The following is an 18465-nucleotide window of genomic DNA, read 5'->3' as shown; positions in this document are numbered from 1 at the left end:
TGACCTTGCCGCGTCTTGCCATTGCTTTAATTTTAACGCATTGTTTTTATATATTTTTCCACTTCTTAATTAGAAATCGATCGCCGTGGTGGAAAAGTTTATACAGCATATTGAAATATAATAATTTTCCACTACCTGCATAAGAAATATGCCAAAGAGTGGAAAATGACTCTTAGAAACCTGACAGGCGAGCAAAGGCGGCAATTCATAGACACCCAGCAGGTCTATGAGGCCTGGCTGGGTGCCGAGGATGAGCGTCAGCGACGCTTCGTGGGCAGCATGCGTTGGGTCGAGCGCAACGGCGCCGACTACCTCCTGCGGAAGATAAGGCAGGCCGAGACCTCGCTTGGGCCCAGAAGCGAACGGACGGAAAACGCTTTCGCCGCGTTCTCCGAGGGCAGGCAGCGCAACAAGGATCTGCAGGCCGGCCTGTCAGATCGTTTGGACAGCCTGGCCAAGGTCAATGTGGCCATGGCATTGGGACGGGTGCCGACGATCGCGGCGCGGATATTGAGGCGTTGCGCCGAGACGAATCTGCTGGGAAGGCAGCTATTCGTCGTCGGCACGAATGCCCTGTTCGCCTACGAGGCATTGGCGGGCGTCCAGATATCCAGCGACCTCGTCGCAACCGGCGATATCGACCTGCTCCTGGATTCACGCCGTCGTATCAGCTTCGTCACCGAGGAGAAAATAACGCAGTCCGGGTTGATCGGTGTCCTGCGGAAAGTGGATAAATCCTTCAAACCGCTTCAGCCCAGAGCTTTCAGGGCAACGAACCGGGATGGCTATCTGGTCGACCTCATTCGGCCGCAGGCAAGGAATGTTCTCAAGGACAAGGCGCCGACATCGATCACCTCGATTGCCGATGATCTCGAGGGCGCGCCCATGGATGGGCTGCAATGGCTCATCAACGCGCCGAAGACGGACGCCACCGCGATCGACGAGCGCGGCTATCCCGTAAAGATACCGACGATCGATCCTCGCATCTTTGCGCTTCACAAGGCCTGGCTGGCCCAACGGCCCGACCGATCCGCGGTGAAGGCGACCCGCGATCGGGAGCAGTCGATCGCCGCCGCCCTCATTGCCAAGCAATATTTGAACCTTCCGCTGGACAGCGAGTACCTCGGAGGGTTCCCGGCGCCGCTTCGGGAGGCGGCCGTTTCGACGCTCCCGCTAGACAATCCGCCGGGGCCTTCCGAAGACTCGCCAACCGAGCCCAACTGGTAGCGGCAGCGTCGCGTTGCACTGTTTGCGAGCGCCGGCTCCTACGCCGCGTCACCCGTCTTCTCGATCTCCTGCAGATAAAAGATCTTGCTCGGCTGCAGATGGTCGACGCAGAGCTGGGCCAGCACCCAGTTGTCCTTACGCTTCATCGCCTCGATCATGAACCAGTGGTGCTGGCGCGAGACTTCGAGCTTGTCGCGGTCGGCAAGGGAATTCGCCCGCACCGGCAGGCTGAGGCGCATATAATGGTCGATCGACGACACCAGGTAATCATTGCCGCAGGCCGAGAACATGGTCAGGTGGAACCGGTCGTTGGCCTCGTGGATGCCGCGCAGATAGTGGGCGTCGACATGGGCGCTGTAGACGCGGTGGATCTCCATCAGTTCCGCGATCAATGCATCGCTCGCCGGCAGCGGTATCATCAGCGCCGCCTGGCGCTGCAACAGCTCGCGCACCTCGTAGATCTGTCGCACCTCGTCCGGCGAAAGCCGCCGCACCATCGCGCCCTTGTTGCGCTCGCGGGTGACGACGCCCAGTTTTTCCAACTGGTAGAGCGCCTGGCGGATGGTGTGGCGCGAGACCGGGAAGCGGGCGAGCAGCACATCCTCGACCAGCCGCGTGCCCGGCGCCAGCTTGCCGAAGATGATGTCTTCCTCCAGCGCCTTAACGACGTCGGCTTCCTTGCCGCCATAGTCCGCCATGTTGAGCATTGTGTCGTTCTCGCGCCGTCTTGTGGACCACTCTAGCCGCAGAGCGAGCCTTCCCGCAACTGGAGCGGACACTTCATATCATCGATAATATGGCGCGCGTGACGACGGGAATGGCTCTGTTTTATGCCTCATGTAGAAATCAGAGACGCAGATTATTGACAATCTTAACTGCTTGTCTAATGGTGCCACGTCAGCGGCGGCCCTCGCTCCGGCGATGCGACCCCGAATGTCAGCGCAAATTGAGTCCACAGGTGTCGATTGGTCTATCGCGGCCTCAGAAAGGGAGTGACCAGCTACGGCGATGCGGCCTTTTCGCTGTTTTTGCGCAAGGCCTTCATCAAGGCCGCCGGCTACTCCGACGATGCGCTCGACCGGCCGATCGTCGGCGTCGTCAACACGGAAAGCGACTACAATCCCTGCCACGGCAACGCGCCGCAGCTGATCGAGGCGGTCAAGCGCGGCGTCATGCTGTCCGGCGCGCTGCCGATGGTGTTCCCGACCATCTCGATCCACGAGTCCTTCGCCCATCCGACCTCGATGGTGCTGCGCAATCTGATGGCGATGGACACCGAGGAGATGATCCGGGCGCAGCCGATGGATGCGGTGGTCGTCGTCGGCGGCTGCGACAAGACGCTGCCGGCGCAGATCATGGGCGCGATCAGCGCCGACCTGCCGACGGTCGTGGTGCCAGTCGGGCCGATGGTGGTCGGCCACCACAAGGGCGAGACGCTCGGCGCCTGTACAGACTGCCGCCGGCTCTGGTCGGGGCACCGGGCCGGCGAGATCGACGCTGCCGAGATCGACTTGGTCAATGGCCGGCTGGCCCCGTCTGTCGGCACCTGCATGGTGATGGGCACCGCCAGCACCATGGCCATCATCGCCGAGGTGATCGGCCTCGCCGTGCCCTATGCCGCTTCGATCCCGGCGCCGCTGGCCGAACGCGTCCGTTCGGCCGAAGCGTCGGGCCGGGTCGCCGCCGCCCTTGCCGTCAGCGGCAGGCCGTTTCCGAGCGAACTCGTCACCCCTGCGGCATTGCGCAACGCCATGGTCGTCATGCAAGCGATCGGCGGCTCCACCAACGGCATCATCCATCTGGCGGCGATTGCCGGCCGGGCAGGGCACGCGATCGATCTCACCGAATTCGACAGGATTGGTCGCGAGGTGCCGGTGCTGGTCGACCTGAAGCCGTCGGGCGAGCACTACATGGAACATTTCCACGACGCGGGCGGCGTGCCGCGGCTGCTCGCCGAACTCACCGGCTTCCTCGATCTCACCGTGCCCGTCATCGGCGGCGGCATGCTGGCCGACAGGGTGATGAGGCGCGAGGACATGCATGACCAGCACGTCATCCGGCCGCTCGGGCGGCCGCTGAAATCGCAAGGCGCCATGGCCGTGCTGTCGGGCAATCTCTGCCCGCGCGGCGCCGTCATCAAGCATTCGGCGGCGTCGCCGGCGCTAATGCAGCATACCGGCCGCGCCGTGGTCTTCGAATCGGTCGCCGACCTTGCCGAGCGCATCGACGATCCCAATCTCGACGTCGCCGCCGACGATGTGCTGGTGCTGCGCAATGCCGGGCCGAAGGGCGCGCCCGGCATGCCGGAGGCCGGCTACATTCCGATCCCGAAGAAGCTCGCCGCCGAAGGCGTCAAGGACATGGTCCGCCTGTCCGATGCGCGCATGAGCGGCACCGCCTTCGGCACCGTCATCCTGCATGTTTCGCCGGAAGCCGCCGCCGGCGGGCCGCTTGCTCTGGTGCGCAACGGCGACCGGATCAAGCTGGATGTCGCCGGGCGGCGGATCGACGTTCTCGTCGACGACGCGGAACTGGTCAGGCGCGCCGCCGCGGCACGGCCCGCCGTCGAGCGGCCCGAACGCGGCTATGCCCAGCTCTACCACGACCATGTGCTGCAGGCCGACCAGGGCTGCGACTTCGATTTCCTGACGGCCGCGCCGGCCGCTGCCTCCGATATCGAGGAGGCCGCGCAATGAACGCGCATCCTCTGCCAGGGATAGAACCCCGCCAGTGTCTGCCGCCGCTGGCGCCGGTGCGGCGCAACGCTGGCCGGCTGCCGCCAGGAACCTGCGACACGCACGCCCATGTCTTCGGGCCGCTCGCGCGCTTCCCGCTCGACCCTGGCCGTGGCTATACGCCTTCGCCGGTCACCATTATCGACTACCGCCGGGTCATGGACGCCTATGGCATCGAGCGCGCGGTGCTGGTGCACCCGAGCGTCTACGGCTTCGACAACAGCGTGATGTTCGAAGCGCTGGAGACCATGCCCGACAGGCTGCGCGGCGTGGCGGTGATTTCGCCCAAGGCGCCGCAGACCCTGTTCGCCTGGGCGCATCGGCTCGGCGTGCGCGGCCTGCGCATCAATCCGCGCAATCCGGCCGGCCTGACGATGAAGGATTTTCCAGACGTCGCCGAGCGCATCAGACCGTTTGGCTGGCACATCCAGCTGCAGGTCAACATCGAGGATTTTTCCGATCTGGGCCACGTCGTCGGCGGTGCGGACGTGCCGGTCATCATCGACCATTTCGGCTTTCCCGACCTGGCGCTCGGCCCCGATGGCCGCGCCTTCGCCGAACTGGTTGAGTTCGCCGCCGCCGGAAAATGCATCGTCAAGATGTCGGCGCCGTATCGCGTCGCCCCCGATCGCTACGCCGCGCTCAAGCCTTTCGTCGAGCACCTCGTCGACCGCGCACCGGCCTCGCTGATCTGGGCGCTCGACTGGCCGCACACCGAATGCTTCGAGACGGTGCCCGACGACGGCGCCATTCTCGACCTTGTCTGGGACTGGCTGCCTTCGGAAGACCTGCGCCGTCAGGTGCTCGTCGACACGCCGCGCCGCCTGTTCTGGACGGACGACGAGCCCGCTCCAACCAAGGCCCCCGGATCCAAAGCATGAAGACCCTGAAAGGCGTCATTGCCGCCACGCCCACACCGCTCAATGCCGACCTGTCGATCGACATCGACCGCCTGATCGGCCATTGCCGCTGGCTTCTCGGCGAGGGCGGCTGCGACGGCATCAACCTGCTCGGCACCACCGGCGAGGCGACCTCTTTCTCGGTCGAGCAGCGCATCGCCGCCATGCGCGCTGTCGCGCAATCCGGCGTCCCGCTGCAGCGCATGATGGTCGGCACCGGCGCTTCGGCGCTCGCCGACGCGGTGGCGCTGACCAAGGCCGCGCGCGATCTGGGTTTCGCGGGCGCGCTGCTCCTGCCGCCCTTCTACTACAAGGGCATCGATGCCGAGAGCCTGGCCAACCATGTCGGCGAGGTGATTGCCAAGGCCGGCCCGTTCGGTCTGAAGATCTACCTCTACCACATCCCGCAAAACACTGGCGTGCCCTTCACCGCCGAGGCGATTGCGCGGCTGCGCGAGCGCTATCCCGACATCGTCGTCGGCCTCAAGGATTCTTCCGGCGACATCGCCTTCTCGCGTTCTTTGGCCGTGCAGTTCCCGGGCTTCGACGTCTTTCCGAGTTCCGAGGGCAGCCTGACCGAATGGAAGAGCTCGCGCTTTGCCGGCTGCATCTCGGCCACCACCAACGTCACCGGCGCGCTGTCGCAGATCGCCTGGTCGGATCCCGACAGCGAGAACGGCCGCCAGGCGGCGACCTCGGCGATGGCCATTCGCGGCGTGCTCGGCGGCTTTCCGCTGATGGCGAGCGTCAAGGCGGCATTGGCCGCAATGACCGGTGATGGCGGCTGGGAGCGGCTGATGCCGCCGCTGCGCCGCCTGTCGCCGGCCGAGCGGGCAGAGCTGTTTGCGCGGCTGGGCAAGACCGATTTCGCCGCAGAGCACGCGCCGGCCACGGCCGGCTGAGACACGGAGTCTACGAAGCAGAAAAGGGAGGTCCGTCGGAGGAGTTCGAAAATCCAGCGCGCCGGCCGGACCTCGGGCGCGCATCGCAGAAAACATCAACGGAGGAGAACGGAAATGAAAAGACGTACATTCATCGCACTCGCCGCGGCAGCGGCGGCAGCAACGACCATCAGTGTTTCGCCCGTCTTCGCGCAATCGAAGGAGATCGTCTATCTGGCGCCTGCGCTCGACGTGCCGTTCTGGCGCACCGTCGCCAAGGGCGTCGAGGCCGGCGCCAAGGAGGGTGGCTACACCTTCCAGGCGCTGGAGGCGCAGAACAACGCCCAGAAGCAGCTCACCAACGCGCAGGACGCGATCACCCGCGGCGTCGCCGGCATCGTCATTTCGCCGACCGATTCCTCGACGGCGCCGAGCGTCTTGAAGCTCGCCGCCGCCGCCAAGATCCCGGTCGTCATTTGCGACATCGGCACCACCGAAGGCGAATACGTTTCCTTCATCGCCTCCGACAATACGGCTGGCGCCAAGGGTGTCGGCGAGGCGGTGGCTGCCGCTGCCAAGGCCAAGGGCATGAAGGAAGCGCCTTACGGCATGATCACCATCTCGCTCGCCCGCATCAACGGCCAGAAGCGCACCGACGGCTTCAGATCGGCGATGGAGGCCGGCGGTTACGGCAAGGAGATCGCGCTGCAGCAGATGCAGGCCTACACGGCCGATGAATCCTTCAAATTCGCGCAGGACATGCTGACCGGCAATCCGAACCTGAAGGCGATGTTCATCGAAGCCGACACGCCGGCCATGGGTGCGCTACGAGCCATCAAGGCCAGCAACCGCTCCGGCGACATCATCGTCGGCGCCTTTGACGGCATTCCCGAATTCGTCGATCTCCTGAAGAGCGGCGAACTGACGGCGGCCGGCATGCAGCAGCCCTGGCTGATGGGCGAGACGGCGGCCAAGTCGCTGACCGAGCACCTTGCCGGCAAGACGCCGCCGAAGGAGGTCCTGGTGCCGGTGATGATCGCCACCAGCACCAACATCGAAGAGCTGCTTCCCGAAGCCAAGAAGAACGTCTTCGGCGAATAACACTGGCATGTTCCAATGCCGCGCCGGTGGTCCGGCGCGGCTTTCCAGCGAAGGCAAGATGCAGGCGGTAGCAGCGAAAGAAACTCTGTTCACGGCAAGCGGCGTCGAGAAATCGTTCGGCCGCACCCGTGCGCTCGCCGATGCTTCGATCACGCTAAGGCGCGGCGAGATCCACGCCCTACTCGGCGCCAACGGCGCCGGCAAGTCGACGCTGTCGCGCGTCATCTGTGGCCAGATCCTGCCGGATGCCGGCGACATCGCCTTCAGGGGCAAGCCGTTCTCGATCCGCCGTGCCCGCGACGCCATCGATGCCGGCATTTCGCTGGTGATGCAGGAAACCAGTCTCGCCCCCGATCTGTCGGTGGTCGAGAACATTTTTCTCCCTGAGCTCGGCCGGCCCGGCCTGACGCGTTTCGGCGAGATGCGACGGAAAGCCGAGGACATACTCTCCCGCCTCGGCCAGCGCGCGCAATTGCCGCTCGACGGCGACGTGCGCGCGCTTTCCGCCGCGCAGCGCCAGCTGGTCGAGATCGCCAAGGCGCTGGCGCTTGAATCCGACCTGATCATCTTCGATGAACCGACGGCATCGCTCAGCCCCGGCGAGGTCGAGCGTCTGTTCGACATCATGGTCAAGCTGCGCGACGAGGGCAGGGCGCTGGCCTTCGTCTCGCATCGGCTGGAGGAAGTATTCGCCGTCACCGACAAGGTCACGGTGCTGAGGGAAGGCCGTACCGTCGCCGCCGACGTCGCCACCGCGAAGCTGACCCAAACCGAGTTGATCCGCCACATGGTCGGCAGGGAGCTCAGCCAGATCTACATGGAGCGGGCGCCGAGCTCGCATGCCGAGAAGCCCGTCGTGCTCGAAGTCGAGAACCTGAAAAGCGCGCCGCTGGTCCGCGATGTCTCCTTCGGCCTGCGCCGCGGCGAGATCGTCGGTCTCGGTGGTCTGGTCGGCGCCGGACGCTCCGAGACGCTGGAAACAATATTCGGGCTGAGGCGCCGCGATGGCGGCTGGGTGCGCCTTAACGGCAAGCCGTTTGCACCACGCAAGCCCGCGCAGTCGATCCGCGCCGGCATCGGCTTCGTGCCGGAGGACCGCCGCCGCCAGAGCATAGTGCCGGACCTCAGCGTCAGGGAGAACCTTCTGCTCGCCCATCTCGGCGCCCATCGCGGCTTCGGGCTCGCCTACCGGCAGCGTGACCAGAAGGTTAGGGAATTGCTCGACATGCTCGGCCTGCCGGCGGACCGTCTGCTCGACGCCAGCATGCTGAACTTTTCCGGCGGCATGCAGCAAAAAATCATCATCGCCCGCTGGCTGATGCTCGATCCCGCCGTCATCCTGCTCGATGAACCGACCAAGGGCGTCGACATCGGCACGCGCTCCTCGATCTACGCCATGCTGCGCGCCATCGCCGACCGCGGCGTCGCGGTGCTGATCGTCTCTTCCGACTTCGACGAATTGCTCGGCATCTGCGAGCGCGTCGTCGTCATCAGCGACGGCATGTCGATCGCCGACATGCCGAGTGCTGTGCTGGACGAGGAGAAGCTGACGTTGCTGGCGGCGCCCCGCACCTCGATGGAGCGCAACGTCCGCTTTCTGCGCGACCTCGCCGCCACCTATCGCGGCGCCGCCTTCTGGGGACTGATCGAGGACGAGAAGCTGTTTTGCCTCAAGGTTGCGGTCGCTGACGACCGCGCTTCGCCAGGCTTCGGTAACGGTGCCGCCGTGGACTTTTCGCAGACGCGGATTCCGGCGGCACTTGCTGCTGCCAAATCGCAATTCGTCGCCGAGGCCCACGGCAAGCTGAACACCCTGATCGTCGATGTCGCGGGCTCGCGCGGTCACGCCATGGGCGCGGCCGGCCTCGTCCTGCCTTGCGACATCGATCCGCCCGACACCGCCAGATTGGCGGCCGCTATCCAGGCTCACTACGCTGCTCATGACTGACGCCGCCCACGACTGATAAGGAACGCCCCGCAATGGCCGCGAATGAAATGATAGGCATAGCCCGTCAGGCGAAGCCGCCACGGCAATGGCTCAAATGGCTGACTGCACGGCTGGAAGTCAGGATGCTGCTGCTTGCCATCCTGATCGCGGTGACGCTGTCGTTCGCCTCGCCCTATTTCCTCACCACCATCAACGTGCTGAACCTGCTCGACCAGTCGGTGGTCGTCGGCATAGTCGCCATCGGCATGACCTTCGTCATCCTCACCGGCGGCATCGACCTGTCCGTCGGTGCGGTGGCCGGGCTGACTGGCATCATCTTCGGCCTCGTCGTGCCTTCGCTCGGCCTGCCGGTCGGCGCCCTGGTGGCGATCGTCTGCGGCGGCCTGATCGGCCTCGTCTCGGGCGTCCTGATCAGCTATTTCGGCCTCGCCGCCTTCGTCGTCACGCTCGGCATGATGTCGATCGGCCGCAGCCTCTGCTACATCTTCTCCGGCGGCATCTCGATCTCGAACATCCCGGAGACGCTCAGCGACTTCGTCTACACCAAGGTCGCCTTCATCCCGATGAACGTCTTTGTCCTGCTCGTGCTCTACCTGCTTGCCTATCTCTATCTCGGCTACACCAAGGGCGGCCGCACCATCTATGCGATCGGCTCCAATGCCGAAGCCGCCAGAACCGCCGGCCTCAACGTCGTCGGCTACGCCATCCTGCCCTATGTCGTGTCCGGCGCGTTGTCGGCGGTGTCGGCGCTGCTGCTTGCCGGCAAGATCCTGTCGGTCGATCCTCTGGCAGGCAATCTGCTCGAACTCGATGCCATTGCCGCCGTCGTCATCGGCGGCGCCAGCCTGTTCGGCGGGCGTGGCTCGATCATCGGCACGCTGATCGGCGTCTTCATCATGGTGATGATCCGCAACGGCCTCAATCTGATGGGCGTCTCGCCCTTCTGGCAGGGCTCGGCGATCGGCGCCATCATCATCGCCGCCGTGCTGGTGGAAAGGCTGGTGAGCCGCCGGGGCGCCCGATGACATCGGCGCCTTACGCCGTCATCCGCCAGGAGCCGGCATGACCCTGCGCATCGGCATGATCGGCGCCGGCTGGGTGACGCGCCACCACCTCGATGCCTGGCGCGGCCTCGCCGACAGGGCTGAAGTGGTCGCCATCGCCGATCCGTCCGCCGAGGCGCGTAACACCCGTGCAGCCGACTACGGCATTGCCGGCATCCATGCCGACGCCGCCGCGATGCTGGCATCCGAGAAACTCGACGCCGTCGACATCGCCTCGCCGCGCGAATTCCATGCCGCCCATGTCCGGCTGTCGGCGCGGGCAGGACTGGCCATCCTCTGCCAAAAACCGCTGGCGCCGAGCTTTGCCGATGCGGAAGCACTGGTGGCCGAAATCGGCGGTCGCGTCCCCTTCATGGTGCACGAGAACTGGCGCTTCCGGCCGCATTACCGGCAGATCAGGCGCTGGCTGGATGAGACCGGAATCGGCCATCCGGTGCAGGCACAGATGAGCGTGCTGAGCAGCGGCCTGGTGCCGGATGCCGATGGCCAGCTTCCGGCACTGAAGCGTCAGCCGATGCTTGTTTCGCTGACCAGATGCTGGTCAAGGAAATCCTGATCCACCACATCGACACGCTGCGCTTCCTGTTCGGTGAACTCAGCCTGCGCTCCGCTTCGGTCGGCAGCGGCGATGCCGTGATCGGCGACGACCACGCGCTGCTGTCGATGGTCGCCCGCGATGGAACACCGGTTATCCTGCAAGGCAACCTCCAAGCCAGGGGCTATCCGGGCGAGGTCTTCGACCGGCTCGAGATCTTTTGCGAGCGCGGTCGTATCCTTCTGGAGCGCGACCGGCTCACGCTCGACGGCGAACGGTCCGAAACCGTGGCGATCGACCTGGCGGCGAACTACGCCGCATCCTATCGCGACACGATAGCGTGTTTTATCGACGGTCTGGCGGCGGGCCGCATCCTCGAAAACAGCCCCACCGACAATCTCGGCACGCTGCGCCTCGTCGACGAAGCCTATCGCTGGCGGCGCCCGACCTGATTTCCCGGTAACGGATTCTTCTCTGCTTTTGTGCACATTGTCGGCGACAGGGTGGGCAAAAACCGGGCATGGCAGACGACAAGGCACGCAATGAGGAGTTCTGGGCGCTGGCGCTCGAGCGCGCCCATCTCGGCGTCTGGGATTGGGATATCAAGAGTGGCGCCTGCTATTATTCGCCGACCTGGTCGAAGATGCTCGGCTATGACGAGGGCGAGCTTGCCGACGTGGCCGACCTCTGGTTGCAGTTGACGCATCCCGACGATCGCGAGCGCGCGAAGGCCAGCGGCGACCGCCACATAGACGGCCTGACCTCCTCTATCGAGACCGAGTTGCGTCTCAAGCACAAGGACGGCCACTGGGTCTGGGTGCTGGATCGCGGTGGCATTGTCGAGCGCGATGCGGACGACCGGCCCGTCAGGCTGATGGGCGTGCAGACCGACATCACCAGGCAGAAAGAGGCGGAAACCGCGCTCGAACAGGTCAATATCCGTTTCCGCCTGGCGCTCGCCGCCAGCGGCACCGGCATCTGGCACCATGATATCGGCACCCACAAGAGCTATTGGGATGCCCGCAGCCGGGAGATTTTCGGTCTTGTCGCCGACACCGATGAGGTGACGGCCGATTTATGGCACACCTATTTGCATCCGGACGACAAGGACGCCACCGAGCGCGCCCACCAGGTGCCTATCGGCTCGGACGCCGTCGTTGCTTCGCAATACCGCATCGTCAAACGCGACGGCGAGATCCGCCATGTCGAATCGCTGGTGCGCTTCATCGCCGCCGGCGCGGCGGGTCAGATCCTTGGCACCGTGCGCGACATCACCGAGGACAAGAAGCGCGCGCAGGAATTGGCCTATGCCGCTAACCACGATGCGCTGACCGGGCTCTTGAACCGCGCCGCCTTCGACAGGCTGCTGGCCGACCATATCGGCACGGCGCGCCGGCTGCCGCTGGCGGTGTTCTATGTCGATCTCGACTACTTCAAGGCGCTCAACGACTACGCCGGCCATGCCGCCGGCGACCTCGCGCTGAAGGGCGTCGCCGGCGGGATCGTCGGCTGCCTGCCGCCAACCGCGCATGCCGCGCGCCTTGGCGGCGACGAGTTCGCGCTGCTGGTGCCGAATTGCCACCAATCGCGCGCCGAGCGGCTCGCCGCCGCTATTCTCGCGGCGGTGCGCGACGCCGACCTTGGTGCCGCGGCGACGTCGCGCAGGCTCGCGGCAAGCGTCGGCATTGCCTTCGTTGCCGACCACAACACCACCGTGGCCGACGCGCTGGCCTGCGCCGACGACGCCTGCTATGCGGCCAAGGCCGCCGGGCGCAACCGCTTCGCGGTGTTTTCGCCGGAGACGGCGTCGGGCTCAGGCGGGCTCAACGCGGCACGGCTCGCCGCCGACCTGGTCGACGCCATGGAGGACGGCAGGCTGAAGCTGTTCGGCCAGCAGATCCATCTGCTCGGCAAACCTTGGCAGGAGAGCCGTCATGTCGAGGTGCTGGCAAGGTTGATCGGACGCAACGGCCGGATGATCCCGCCCGGCGAATTCATCCCGGTGGCCGAGCGCTTCGGCCTCGCTTCCAGGCTCGACCGCTGGATCATCAGGACGGCGCTTTCGCTGCACGGTTCGGCAATGCGCTCGGGCGCTATTTCGCTCGGCTTCAACCTGTCTGCGCAGACGCTGAGCGACCCGCAGCTGTGGGACTTCGTCGACGCCGCCATAGAGGCGACCGGCGCGCCGCATTCGGGCATCGGCTTCGAGATCACCGAAACCGCCGCCGTCACCAATTTCGACGCCGCCGAGCAGTTCGTGCGCAAGGCGCGCGAGCGCCGCTGCCGCGTCAGCCTCGACGATTTCGGCGCCGGCATGAGCTCGTTCGAATATCTGCGGCGCTTTCCCGTCGACGCCATCAAGATCGACGGCTCCTTCATCGAGAACATCGCCCAGAACAGTTTTGACCGCGAGATCGTCGCGGCGATATCAGGTATTGCCAGAAGCCTCGGCTGCTCCGTAGTGGCCGAGAAAATCGAGCAGCAAGCCGCGCTCGAAATCCTCGAAGGCATGGGCGTCGCCTACGGCCAGGGGTTCCTGCTGCACCGGCCAGAGCCGCTGGAAGCGATTGTTTCGCGAGCGACGGTTCATGTGGTTTTGCAGAAGAGGCGGCGAGCTTAACCTTCTTTTTGTCGGGCTTTCTCGAACGTTCCAAAGCGCTGATACTGGACGGGGGGGTCGTTGGTCGCGCCTGTTGACTCCAATCAATATATATTATATGCAATTGTATATTGAAAAGAGGAAGCGCGGCCATGCAGCCAGTCAGGATCACCAACAATCTCCCGGTCATGGGACAGCCGCCCGTCGCGCGGCCCGTTGTCTGGGGCCTGTTCGATCCGCGCAGCTCGAGCATCCAGTATGTCGTGTCCGACCCGGCGACCAGGCGCTGCGCCATAGTCGATCCGGTTCTCGATTTCGACGAAAAATCCGGCGCGACGGACACCGGCAATGCCGATGCCATCCTTGCCTATGTCGCGGACAATGGCCTGACGGTCGAATGGATCCTCGACACCCACCCCCACGCCGATCATTTCTCGGCCGCCTCCTACCTGAAGGGCAGGACGGGCGCGCCGACCGCGATTGGCGCCCGCGTTGTCGATGTCCAGCGTCTCTGGAAAGGCATCTACAACTGGCCCATGCTGTCGGCCGACGGCTCGCAATGGGACCGGCTGTTTGCCGATGGCGATCGCTTCAAGGTAGGCTCGATCGACGCGCATGTGCTGTTCTCGCCGGGCCATACGCTGGCCTCCATAACCTATGTGATCGGCGACGCGACCTTCGTGCACGACACGCTGTTCATGCCGGACAGCGGCACGGCGCGGGCGGATTTTCCCGGCGGCAGCGCGAAGGTTCTGTGGGGATCGATTCAGCGGATACTGGCGCTGCCTGATGGGACACGCCTGTTCACCGGCCACGACTACCAGCCGGGCGGCCGTGAGCCGCGCTGGGAGAGCACGGTGGCCGAGCAGAAGCGCTCGAACCCGCATATCGCCGGGATCGACGAGACAGCCTTCGTGGCGCTTCGCCAGGCGCGCGACCGCACTTTGCCGATGCCCAAGCTCATCCTGCACGCGCTTCAGGTGAATTTGCGCGGCGGGTGCCTGCCGGAACCGGAAGACAATGGCCGGCGCTATCTGAAATTCCCGCTCGATGCGCTTGCCGGCGCGGCCTGGGGCTGATCATGACGATGCCAGCCAAAGCCGCGATGACTCGCGCCGACATGGAAGACAGGGCAGGGGAGGTCGCCGGCCTGCTGCGAACCATGTCCCATCCCGCTCGGCTGATGATCGTCTGCACGCTGGTCGAAGGCGAATACTCCGTCGGCCAGCTCGAAGAGGAACTCGGCATCCACCAGCCGTCGCTGTCGCAGCAGCTTACCGTGCTGCGCGACGCCGGCATCGTCGAGACGCGGCGCGAGGCCAAGCAGATCTTCTATCGCCTGACGGAAGCCAAGGCCGCGCGCCTCGTCGAAGCCCTCTACCCGATCTTCTGCGCCGAAGCGGTGACCCCATGACGCATTACTGGGCTTCGCTTTTCGGCGGCTTGCTGATCGGCCTTTCGGCCAGCCTGTTGCTGCTTCTCAACGGCCGCGTCGCCGGCGCCAGCGGCATCGTCGGCCGGCTGCTGCTGGCACGCGCTTCGACGAACGCGGCCTTTGTCATCGGCCTGCTTATCGGCCCGCTGCTGTTCCTGGCCGGCTTCGGCCACTGGCCGTCGGTGACCATCACCGCCTCGCTGCCGATGATCGCCGCTGCCGGCCTTATGGTCGGCTTCGGCTCGCGCATGGGCTCCGGCTGCACCAGCGGCCATGGCGTTGCCGGCCTCGCCCGCCTGTCGCCGCGCTCCTTCGTTGCCGTGCTGACCTTCCTGTCGGCAGGGGGCGCGACCGTTACCCTGATGAGGATCGCCGGACTGTGAATCTCCAGACTTTGCGTCTTCTTGCCGCCCTGGTCTCCGGCGGGGTCTTCGGTTTCGGCCTGTCGCTCTCGGGCATGCTCGATCCCGCCCGCGTCCGCGGCTTCCTCGATGTCGCGGGCGACTGGGACCCGAGCCTCGCCTTCGTGCTCGCCGGGGCGGTCGCCGTGGCGATGCTGGGCACGTTGCTCTCCAAGCGCATGAAGCGGCCGGTCCTCGACCAGGCATTCCATCTGCCGCCGGATACCGGCATCGATCGGCGGCTGGTCCTCGGCTCGGCCCTGTTCGGCATCGGCTGGGGCATGGCCGGCTTCTGTCCCGGCCCCGCGCTGGCGAGCCTGACGCTCGGCCTCGCGCCTTCTTTCCTGTTCGTCGCCGCCATGATCGCCGGCATGACGCTGCATGACCGCTGTTTCGCGGGCGTCACGAGATGCATCGGCAGCCCGTCATGACCGGTCCGCGAGGCAATTGGCTCCGGCGGCCTCTTCGGCTTCACGCTCGGCCTGGTCGGCGGCGGTGGCTGATCCTACCGCTTGCGCCGGCCGCCGGATGGCTTCGCCATGCTCGGAGACCCTTGCGCCTCGCGCATCATCCTCAGCGCTTCGTCCCGGGTCAGCCCGCATTTGCGCGCAAAATAGCTCGCCTCCTCATAGGCTTCCGCCCGGGAGACCGCCGATATGCCGGAAGCCGCCGGCTTGGATTTCTTCTTGGCCATCGCATCGCCAACGCTGAATCATCTTAGTCAGCTAATATAGTATCTTTGTTTGCCAATGCAAAAGCCGGAGATTGTGAGGCGCCGGTGGTGGGGTGGGACATCCGGCGGGCCCCGTCGGTGACCTGGCGCCCGACTGCGCCGACGCTGGCGGACTTCCGCTGGACGCTGGCACCGGGGGCGGGATCTTGAAGGCCCATTGAAGCGTAATTATATCAATGACTAAGCGTGCGGTGCACGCGAAACGTAGTGCCGTTTGTCAAGCTTCTCTATGGAGGTTGTCATGGCAATGAAACTGATGGAAGGAAGAAAGGGCCAGGATTGGATCAATCTGGTCCTTGCGATCTGCCTGTTCATCTCACCCTGGATCATTGGCTTTACCGCTGAAACCACGCCTGCGTGGAATGCCTGGATTGCCGGCTTCGTGCTCGGCGGCCTGGCCCTCGCGACGCTTTCGGCGTTCGCCGAATGGGAAGAGTGGGCGAACCTCGTTATCGGGCTTTGGCTGATCGTTTCGCCCTGGCTGCTTGGCTTCATGGCCAACACCAACGCGATGGCGACCCATGTCGTCCTCGGCGTGCTGGTGGTTGCCGCGTCGGCCTGGGCGGTCTGGGACTTCCGCCACCCGCACGCGCATGCGTGAGTGGTGACGGCAGGCTAGGCGGGGCCCGGCGCGGGAGCGGCGGGCTCCTTTGGACTATCGGGGCACAGGGCTGGACCGGAGCGGCTTCACGAATTGCTGCAACCGGAAACCGTTTCGTGCATTCTTGGGAATGGCCTCGATGCTCCACTCCGACAACCCTGCAAAATGCTGCTCCTATTGCGGCGGGCGAGACCATGACTACGAGGACTGCCTGAAGCGCAAGGCCGACGCCGAGAAGCAGGCGCCGACACCACGGGAACCGCAGCCGGTCGATGGCAGATCTCCGCTCAACTGAACGCGGCTTTCGCCAATCCTGAACCGATCTCGATGCTTGTGACGTGCCGGCGCGCCGCCGCTGGTGTGATGTGGTATTCACCGCGCCTTTTTGGCGTCGGGAGCGAGCCGTGATTACCGGCAAGGATCTCATCCAGTGGGGCTTCAAGCCTGGGAAATGGTTTCCCGGGGCGATCGCCGACGCCCAGCGCATGGAGGGCGAGGGCAGGTCGCAGGACGAGATCTTCGCCTACCTCCAGACGTTGACGCCGGTCGAGATGGCGCCTCGCACCAACGCGCTGCCGTTCGGGATCTTTCTCGAACCGGAGACCGAGGTCGAACGCGACAATCTCGGCCTCGTCGTCGAGGCCATGGATGCGCTGCTGCGCACGCCGACCGTGGTGTCCGGCGTCGTCATGCCTGACGCATGCCCGGCCGGCACCATCCCGGTCGGCGGCGTCGTGGCGACCAGGAACGCCATCCATCCGGGCTTCCATTCGGCCGACATCTGCTGCTCGATGGCCATCACCGTCTTCAAGCGCAACGACGACCCGAAGAAGATCCTCGACGCCGCCTTCGACACCACCCATTTCGGTCCCGGTGGCCGCAAGGACCAGCGCGGCTGGGCGATGCCCGCGGAACACTCTGCCCGCTTCAAGGCAAACCGGTTCCTGTCCGATATCGCGCCGATCGGTGACAGCAATCTCGGCACGCAGGGCGACGGCAACCATTTCCTTTATGTCGGGCATCTGCGCTCGACCGGCCAGCCGGCGATCGTCACCCATCATGGCTCGCGTGGCCCGGGCGCCATGCACTACAAGCGCGGCATGGCGGTTGCCCGCAGGCACACGGCGATCGTGTCGCCGAGGACTCCGCCGGGTGTGGCCTGGATCGAGGCCGATACGCAGGACGGGCGGGCCTATTGGGAGGCGCTGCAGATCATTCGCGAATGGACGAAGCAAAACCATTTCCATATCCATGATCGCATCCAGGCCAAGGGCGCGACGCCGTCCTTCGCCGGCTTTTCGCCAGACGACGACGGGCGCACGCTGATCCCGATGAACATGAGCGAGCCGATCCTGATTGCCGGCCACACCGATAAGAAGGCAGCACTCGGCTTTTCGCCGCATGGCGCCGGCCGCAACATGAGCCGGACGCGGTATCTGCGCGACGTAATCGGTACCCGCGACCTTCGGCGAGGTCGTCAAGGCCGAGACGAAAGGGCTCGACATTCGCTTCTGGCTGGGCACGCCGGACATCTCCGAACTGCCGGCGGCCTATAAGAGCGCCAGCCAGGTGGTCGGCCAGATCGAAAAGCACGGGCTTGCGGCGATCGACGACTTCATCGATCCCTACGGCTCGATCATGGCCGGTGATTGGCAAAAGGACATGCCCTGGAGGAACAGCGGTTAAGCACCGGCTCGATGCCGGCCACCTATCCCCTCAACGCATGCCCGACCGCATCGGCGAACGAGATATCGCTTTTGATCTCGCGCATCGCCATCGAGGTAATCGTTCGGCGCACGCCGGGCAGGCGGCTGAGTTCCTCGCGCAGCATCCTGTCCAGCGCCATCATGTCGACGGTGACAATCTGCAGCAGATAGTCCGCCTCGCCGGTCGTGGCGTGGCAGCGGCGGATCAGCGGATGTCTTTTCACCGCCGCCTCGAAGGCGTCCGACACCTCGAAGTCGATCGACACCTGGATGAAGGCCTCGATGCCGAAGCCGATGCGTGCCGGATCGATGCGGGTCGAGTAGCCGCGGATGATGCCGGCGTCCTCCAGCGCCTTGACCCGCTTCCAGCACGGCGTCTTGCTCAAGCCCACCTCGTCGGCAAGGACGGCAAAGGAGATTCGCGCATCGCGCTCCAGCGCCGCGACGATCCTTCGGTCGAGTGCATCCAGCACAGATCGTTCTCCTGATTTCCATAGTGGACGACTATCGTACTCCAATTCCTCCTATTCGGATAACAGAAAGGAACAATGTTCGAGCCGAAAGCTTCTATCATGGCGACCTGAACCGAATGGATGCCCC

At 64.9% G+C, this 18465-nt stretch carries 18 protein-coding genes and 1 pseudogene; 16 read left to right on the top strand and 3 right to left on the bottom strand.

What is annotated here, in order from left to right; all coding sequences use genetic code 11:
- The first annotated feature begins 165 nt into the window (after positions 1–165).
- Entirely contained in the window at positions 166–1227 is a 1062-nt protein-coding gene (locus D3227_RS19880) for a GSU2403 family nucleotidyltransferase fold protein (protein ID WP_120016003.1), read from the top strand.
- 38 nt (positions 1228–1265) lie between these two features.
- Here the strand turns inward: D3227_RS19880 and D3227_RS19875 are convergent, their stop codons facing one another.
- Positions 1266–1934, bottom strand: a complete 669-nt coding sequence (locus D3227_RS19875) for a GntR family transcriptional regulator (protein ID WP_120016002.1) — start codon at positions 1932–1934, stop codon at positions 1266–1268.
- A 285-nt stretch (positions 1935–2219) separates the two neighbouring features.
- Here D3227_RS19875 and D3227_RS19870 point away from each other — a divergent pair, with 285 nt between their 5' ends.
- The 13 genes and pseudogenes from D3227_RS19870 (at position 2220) to D3227_RS19815 (ending at position 15256) form a co-directional block, all read left to right on the top strand.
- Positions 2220–3923 carry a dihydroxy-acid dehydratase gene (locus D3227_RS19870; RefSeq protein WP_120016001.1) on the top strand — a complete coding sequence of 568 codons (1704 nt, stop codon included), beginning with the start codon at positions 2220–2222 and terminating at the stop codon, positions 3921–3923.
- The gene (locus D3227_RS19865) at positions 3920–4843 is read left to right on the top strand and encodes an amidohydrolase family protein (RefSeq protein WP_120016000.1); all 924 of its coding nucleotides are present in this window, start codon (positions 3920–3922) and stop codon (positions 4841–4843) included. The genes D3227_RS19870 and D3227_RS19865 overlap by 4 nt, the downstream gene beginning before the upstream one ends.
- Positions 4840–5763, top strand: a complete 924-nt coding sequence (locus D3227_RS19860) for a dihydrodipicolinate synthase family protein (protein ID WP_120015999.1) — start codon at positions 4840–4842, stop codon at positions 5761–5763. Before D3227_RS19865 ends, D3227_RS19860 begins: the two co-directional genes overlap by 4 nt.
- Positions 5764–5877: 114 nt before the next feature.
- Positions 5878–6843: a substrate-binding domain-containing protein gene (locus tag D3227_RS19855; protein ID WP_120015998.1), complete on the top strand. Its 966-nt coding sequence runs from the start codon at positions 5878–5880 to the stop codon at positions 6841–6843.
- Positions 6844–6850: 7 nt separating this feature from the next.
- Entirely contained in the window at positions 6851–8791 is a 1941-nt protein-coding gene (locus D3227_RS19850) for a sugar ABC transporter ATP-binding protein (RefSeq protein ID WP_245451807.1), read from the top strand.
- Positions 8792–8823: 32 nt separating this feature from the next.
- A complete protein-coding gene (locus tag D3227_RS19845; RefSeq protein WP_120015997.1) occupies positions 8824–9816 on the top strand; it encodes an ABC transporter permease in 993 nt (330 codons plus the stop codon).
- Positions 9817–9853: 37 nt separating this feature from the next.
- Complete coding sequence (locus D3227_RS42220) at positions 9854–10411, top strand: Gfo/Idh/MocA family protein (protein WP_208646400.1); 558 nt, start codon at positions 9854–9856, stop codon at positions 10409–10411.
- On the top strand, positions 10390–10842 hold the full coding sequence (locus tag D3227_RS42215) for a Gfo/Idh/MocA family protein (protein WP_208646399.1): 453 nt from the start codon (positions 10390–10392) through the stop codon (positions 10840–10842). The genes D3227_RS42220 and D3227_RS42215 overlap by 22 nt, the downstream gene beginning before the upstream one ends.
- Before the next feature lie 68 nt (positions 10843–10910).
- Positions 10911–13010 (top strand): EAL domain-containing protein, encoded by a 2100-nt coding sequence (locus tag D3227_RS19835; protein ID WP_120015996.1) that lies wholly within the window; start codon positions 10911–10913, stop codon positions 13008–13010.
- Positions 13011–13198: 188 nt separating this feature from the next.
- Positions 13199–14068, top strand: a pseudogene (locus D3227_RS19830) (MBL fold metallo-hydrolase); the annotation flags it as partial.
- Between the two features lie 2 nt (positions 14069–14070).
- Positions 14071–14403, top strand: coding sequence for a sulfite-sensing transcriptional repressor BigR (gene bigR, locus D3227_RS19825; protein WP_120015994.1), 333 nt, complete (start codon positions 14071–14073; stop codon positions 14401–14403).
- Entirely contained in the window at positions 14400–14807 is a 408-nt protein-coding gene (locus D3227_RS19820; RefSeq protein ID WP_120015993.1) for a YeeE/YedE family protein, read from the top strand. Before bigR ends, D3227_RS19820 begins: the two co-directional genes overlap by 4 nt.
- Positions 14804–15256, top strand: a complete 453-nt coding sequence (locus tag D3227_RS19815) for a YeeE/YedE family protein (RefSeq protein ID WP_120015992.1) — start codon at positions 14804–14806, stop codon at positions 15254–15256. Before D3227_RS19820 ends, D3227_RS19815 begins: the two co-directional genes overlap by 4 nt.
- A gap of 74 nt (positions 15257–15330) precedes the next feature.
- Here D3227_RS19815 and D3227_RS19810 read toward each other — a convergent pair whose 3' ends face one another.
- The gene (locus tag D3227_RS19810) at positions 15331–15519 is read right to left on the bottom strand and encodes a hypothetical protein (RefSeq protein ID WP_120015991.1); all 189 of its coding nucleotides are present in this window, start codon (positions 15517–15519) and stop codon (positions 15331–15333) included.
- Positions 15520–15799: 280 nt separating this feature from the next.
- On the opposite strand from D3227_RS19810, the gene D3227_RS19805 reads away from it, so the two are divergent.
- Both D3227_RS19805 and D3227_RS19800 read left to right on the top strand, forming a co-directional pair.
- Complete coding sequence (locus tag D3227_RS19805; RefSeq protein WP_120016090.1) at positions 15800–16159, top strand: SPW repeat protein; 360 nt, start codon at positions 15800–15802, stop codon at positions 16157–16159.
- A gap of 404 nt (positions 16160–16563) precedes the next feature.
- Positions 16564–17715: an RtcB family protein gene (locus D3227_RS19800; protein WP_342634004.1), complete on the top strand. Its 1152-nt coding sequence runs from the start codon at positions 16564–16566 to the stop codon at positions 17713–17715.
- Between the two features lie 152 nt (positions 17716–17867).
- Here D3227_RS19800 and D3227_RS19795 read toward each other — a convergent pair whose 3' ends face one another.
- On the bottom strand, positions 17868–18338 hold the full coding sequence (locus tag D3227_RS19795) for an Lrp/AsnC family transcriptional regulator (protein WP_120015990.1): 471 nt from the start codon (positions 18336–18338) through the stop codon (positions 17868–17870).
- Positions 18339–18465: the final 127 nt, after the last annotated feature.

The organism is Mesorhizobium waimense, from assembly GCF_003601975.1.
GTDB lineage: Bacteria > Pseudomonadota > Alphaproteobacteria > Rhizobiales > Rhizobiaceae > Mesorhizobium > Mesorhizobium waimense.
The sequence above is the reverse complement of the archived record's forward strand: the minus strand, read 5'-3'. Positions and strand labels throughout refer to the sequence as shown.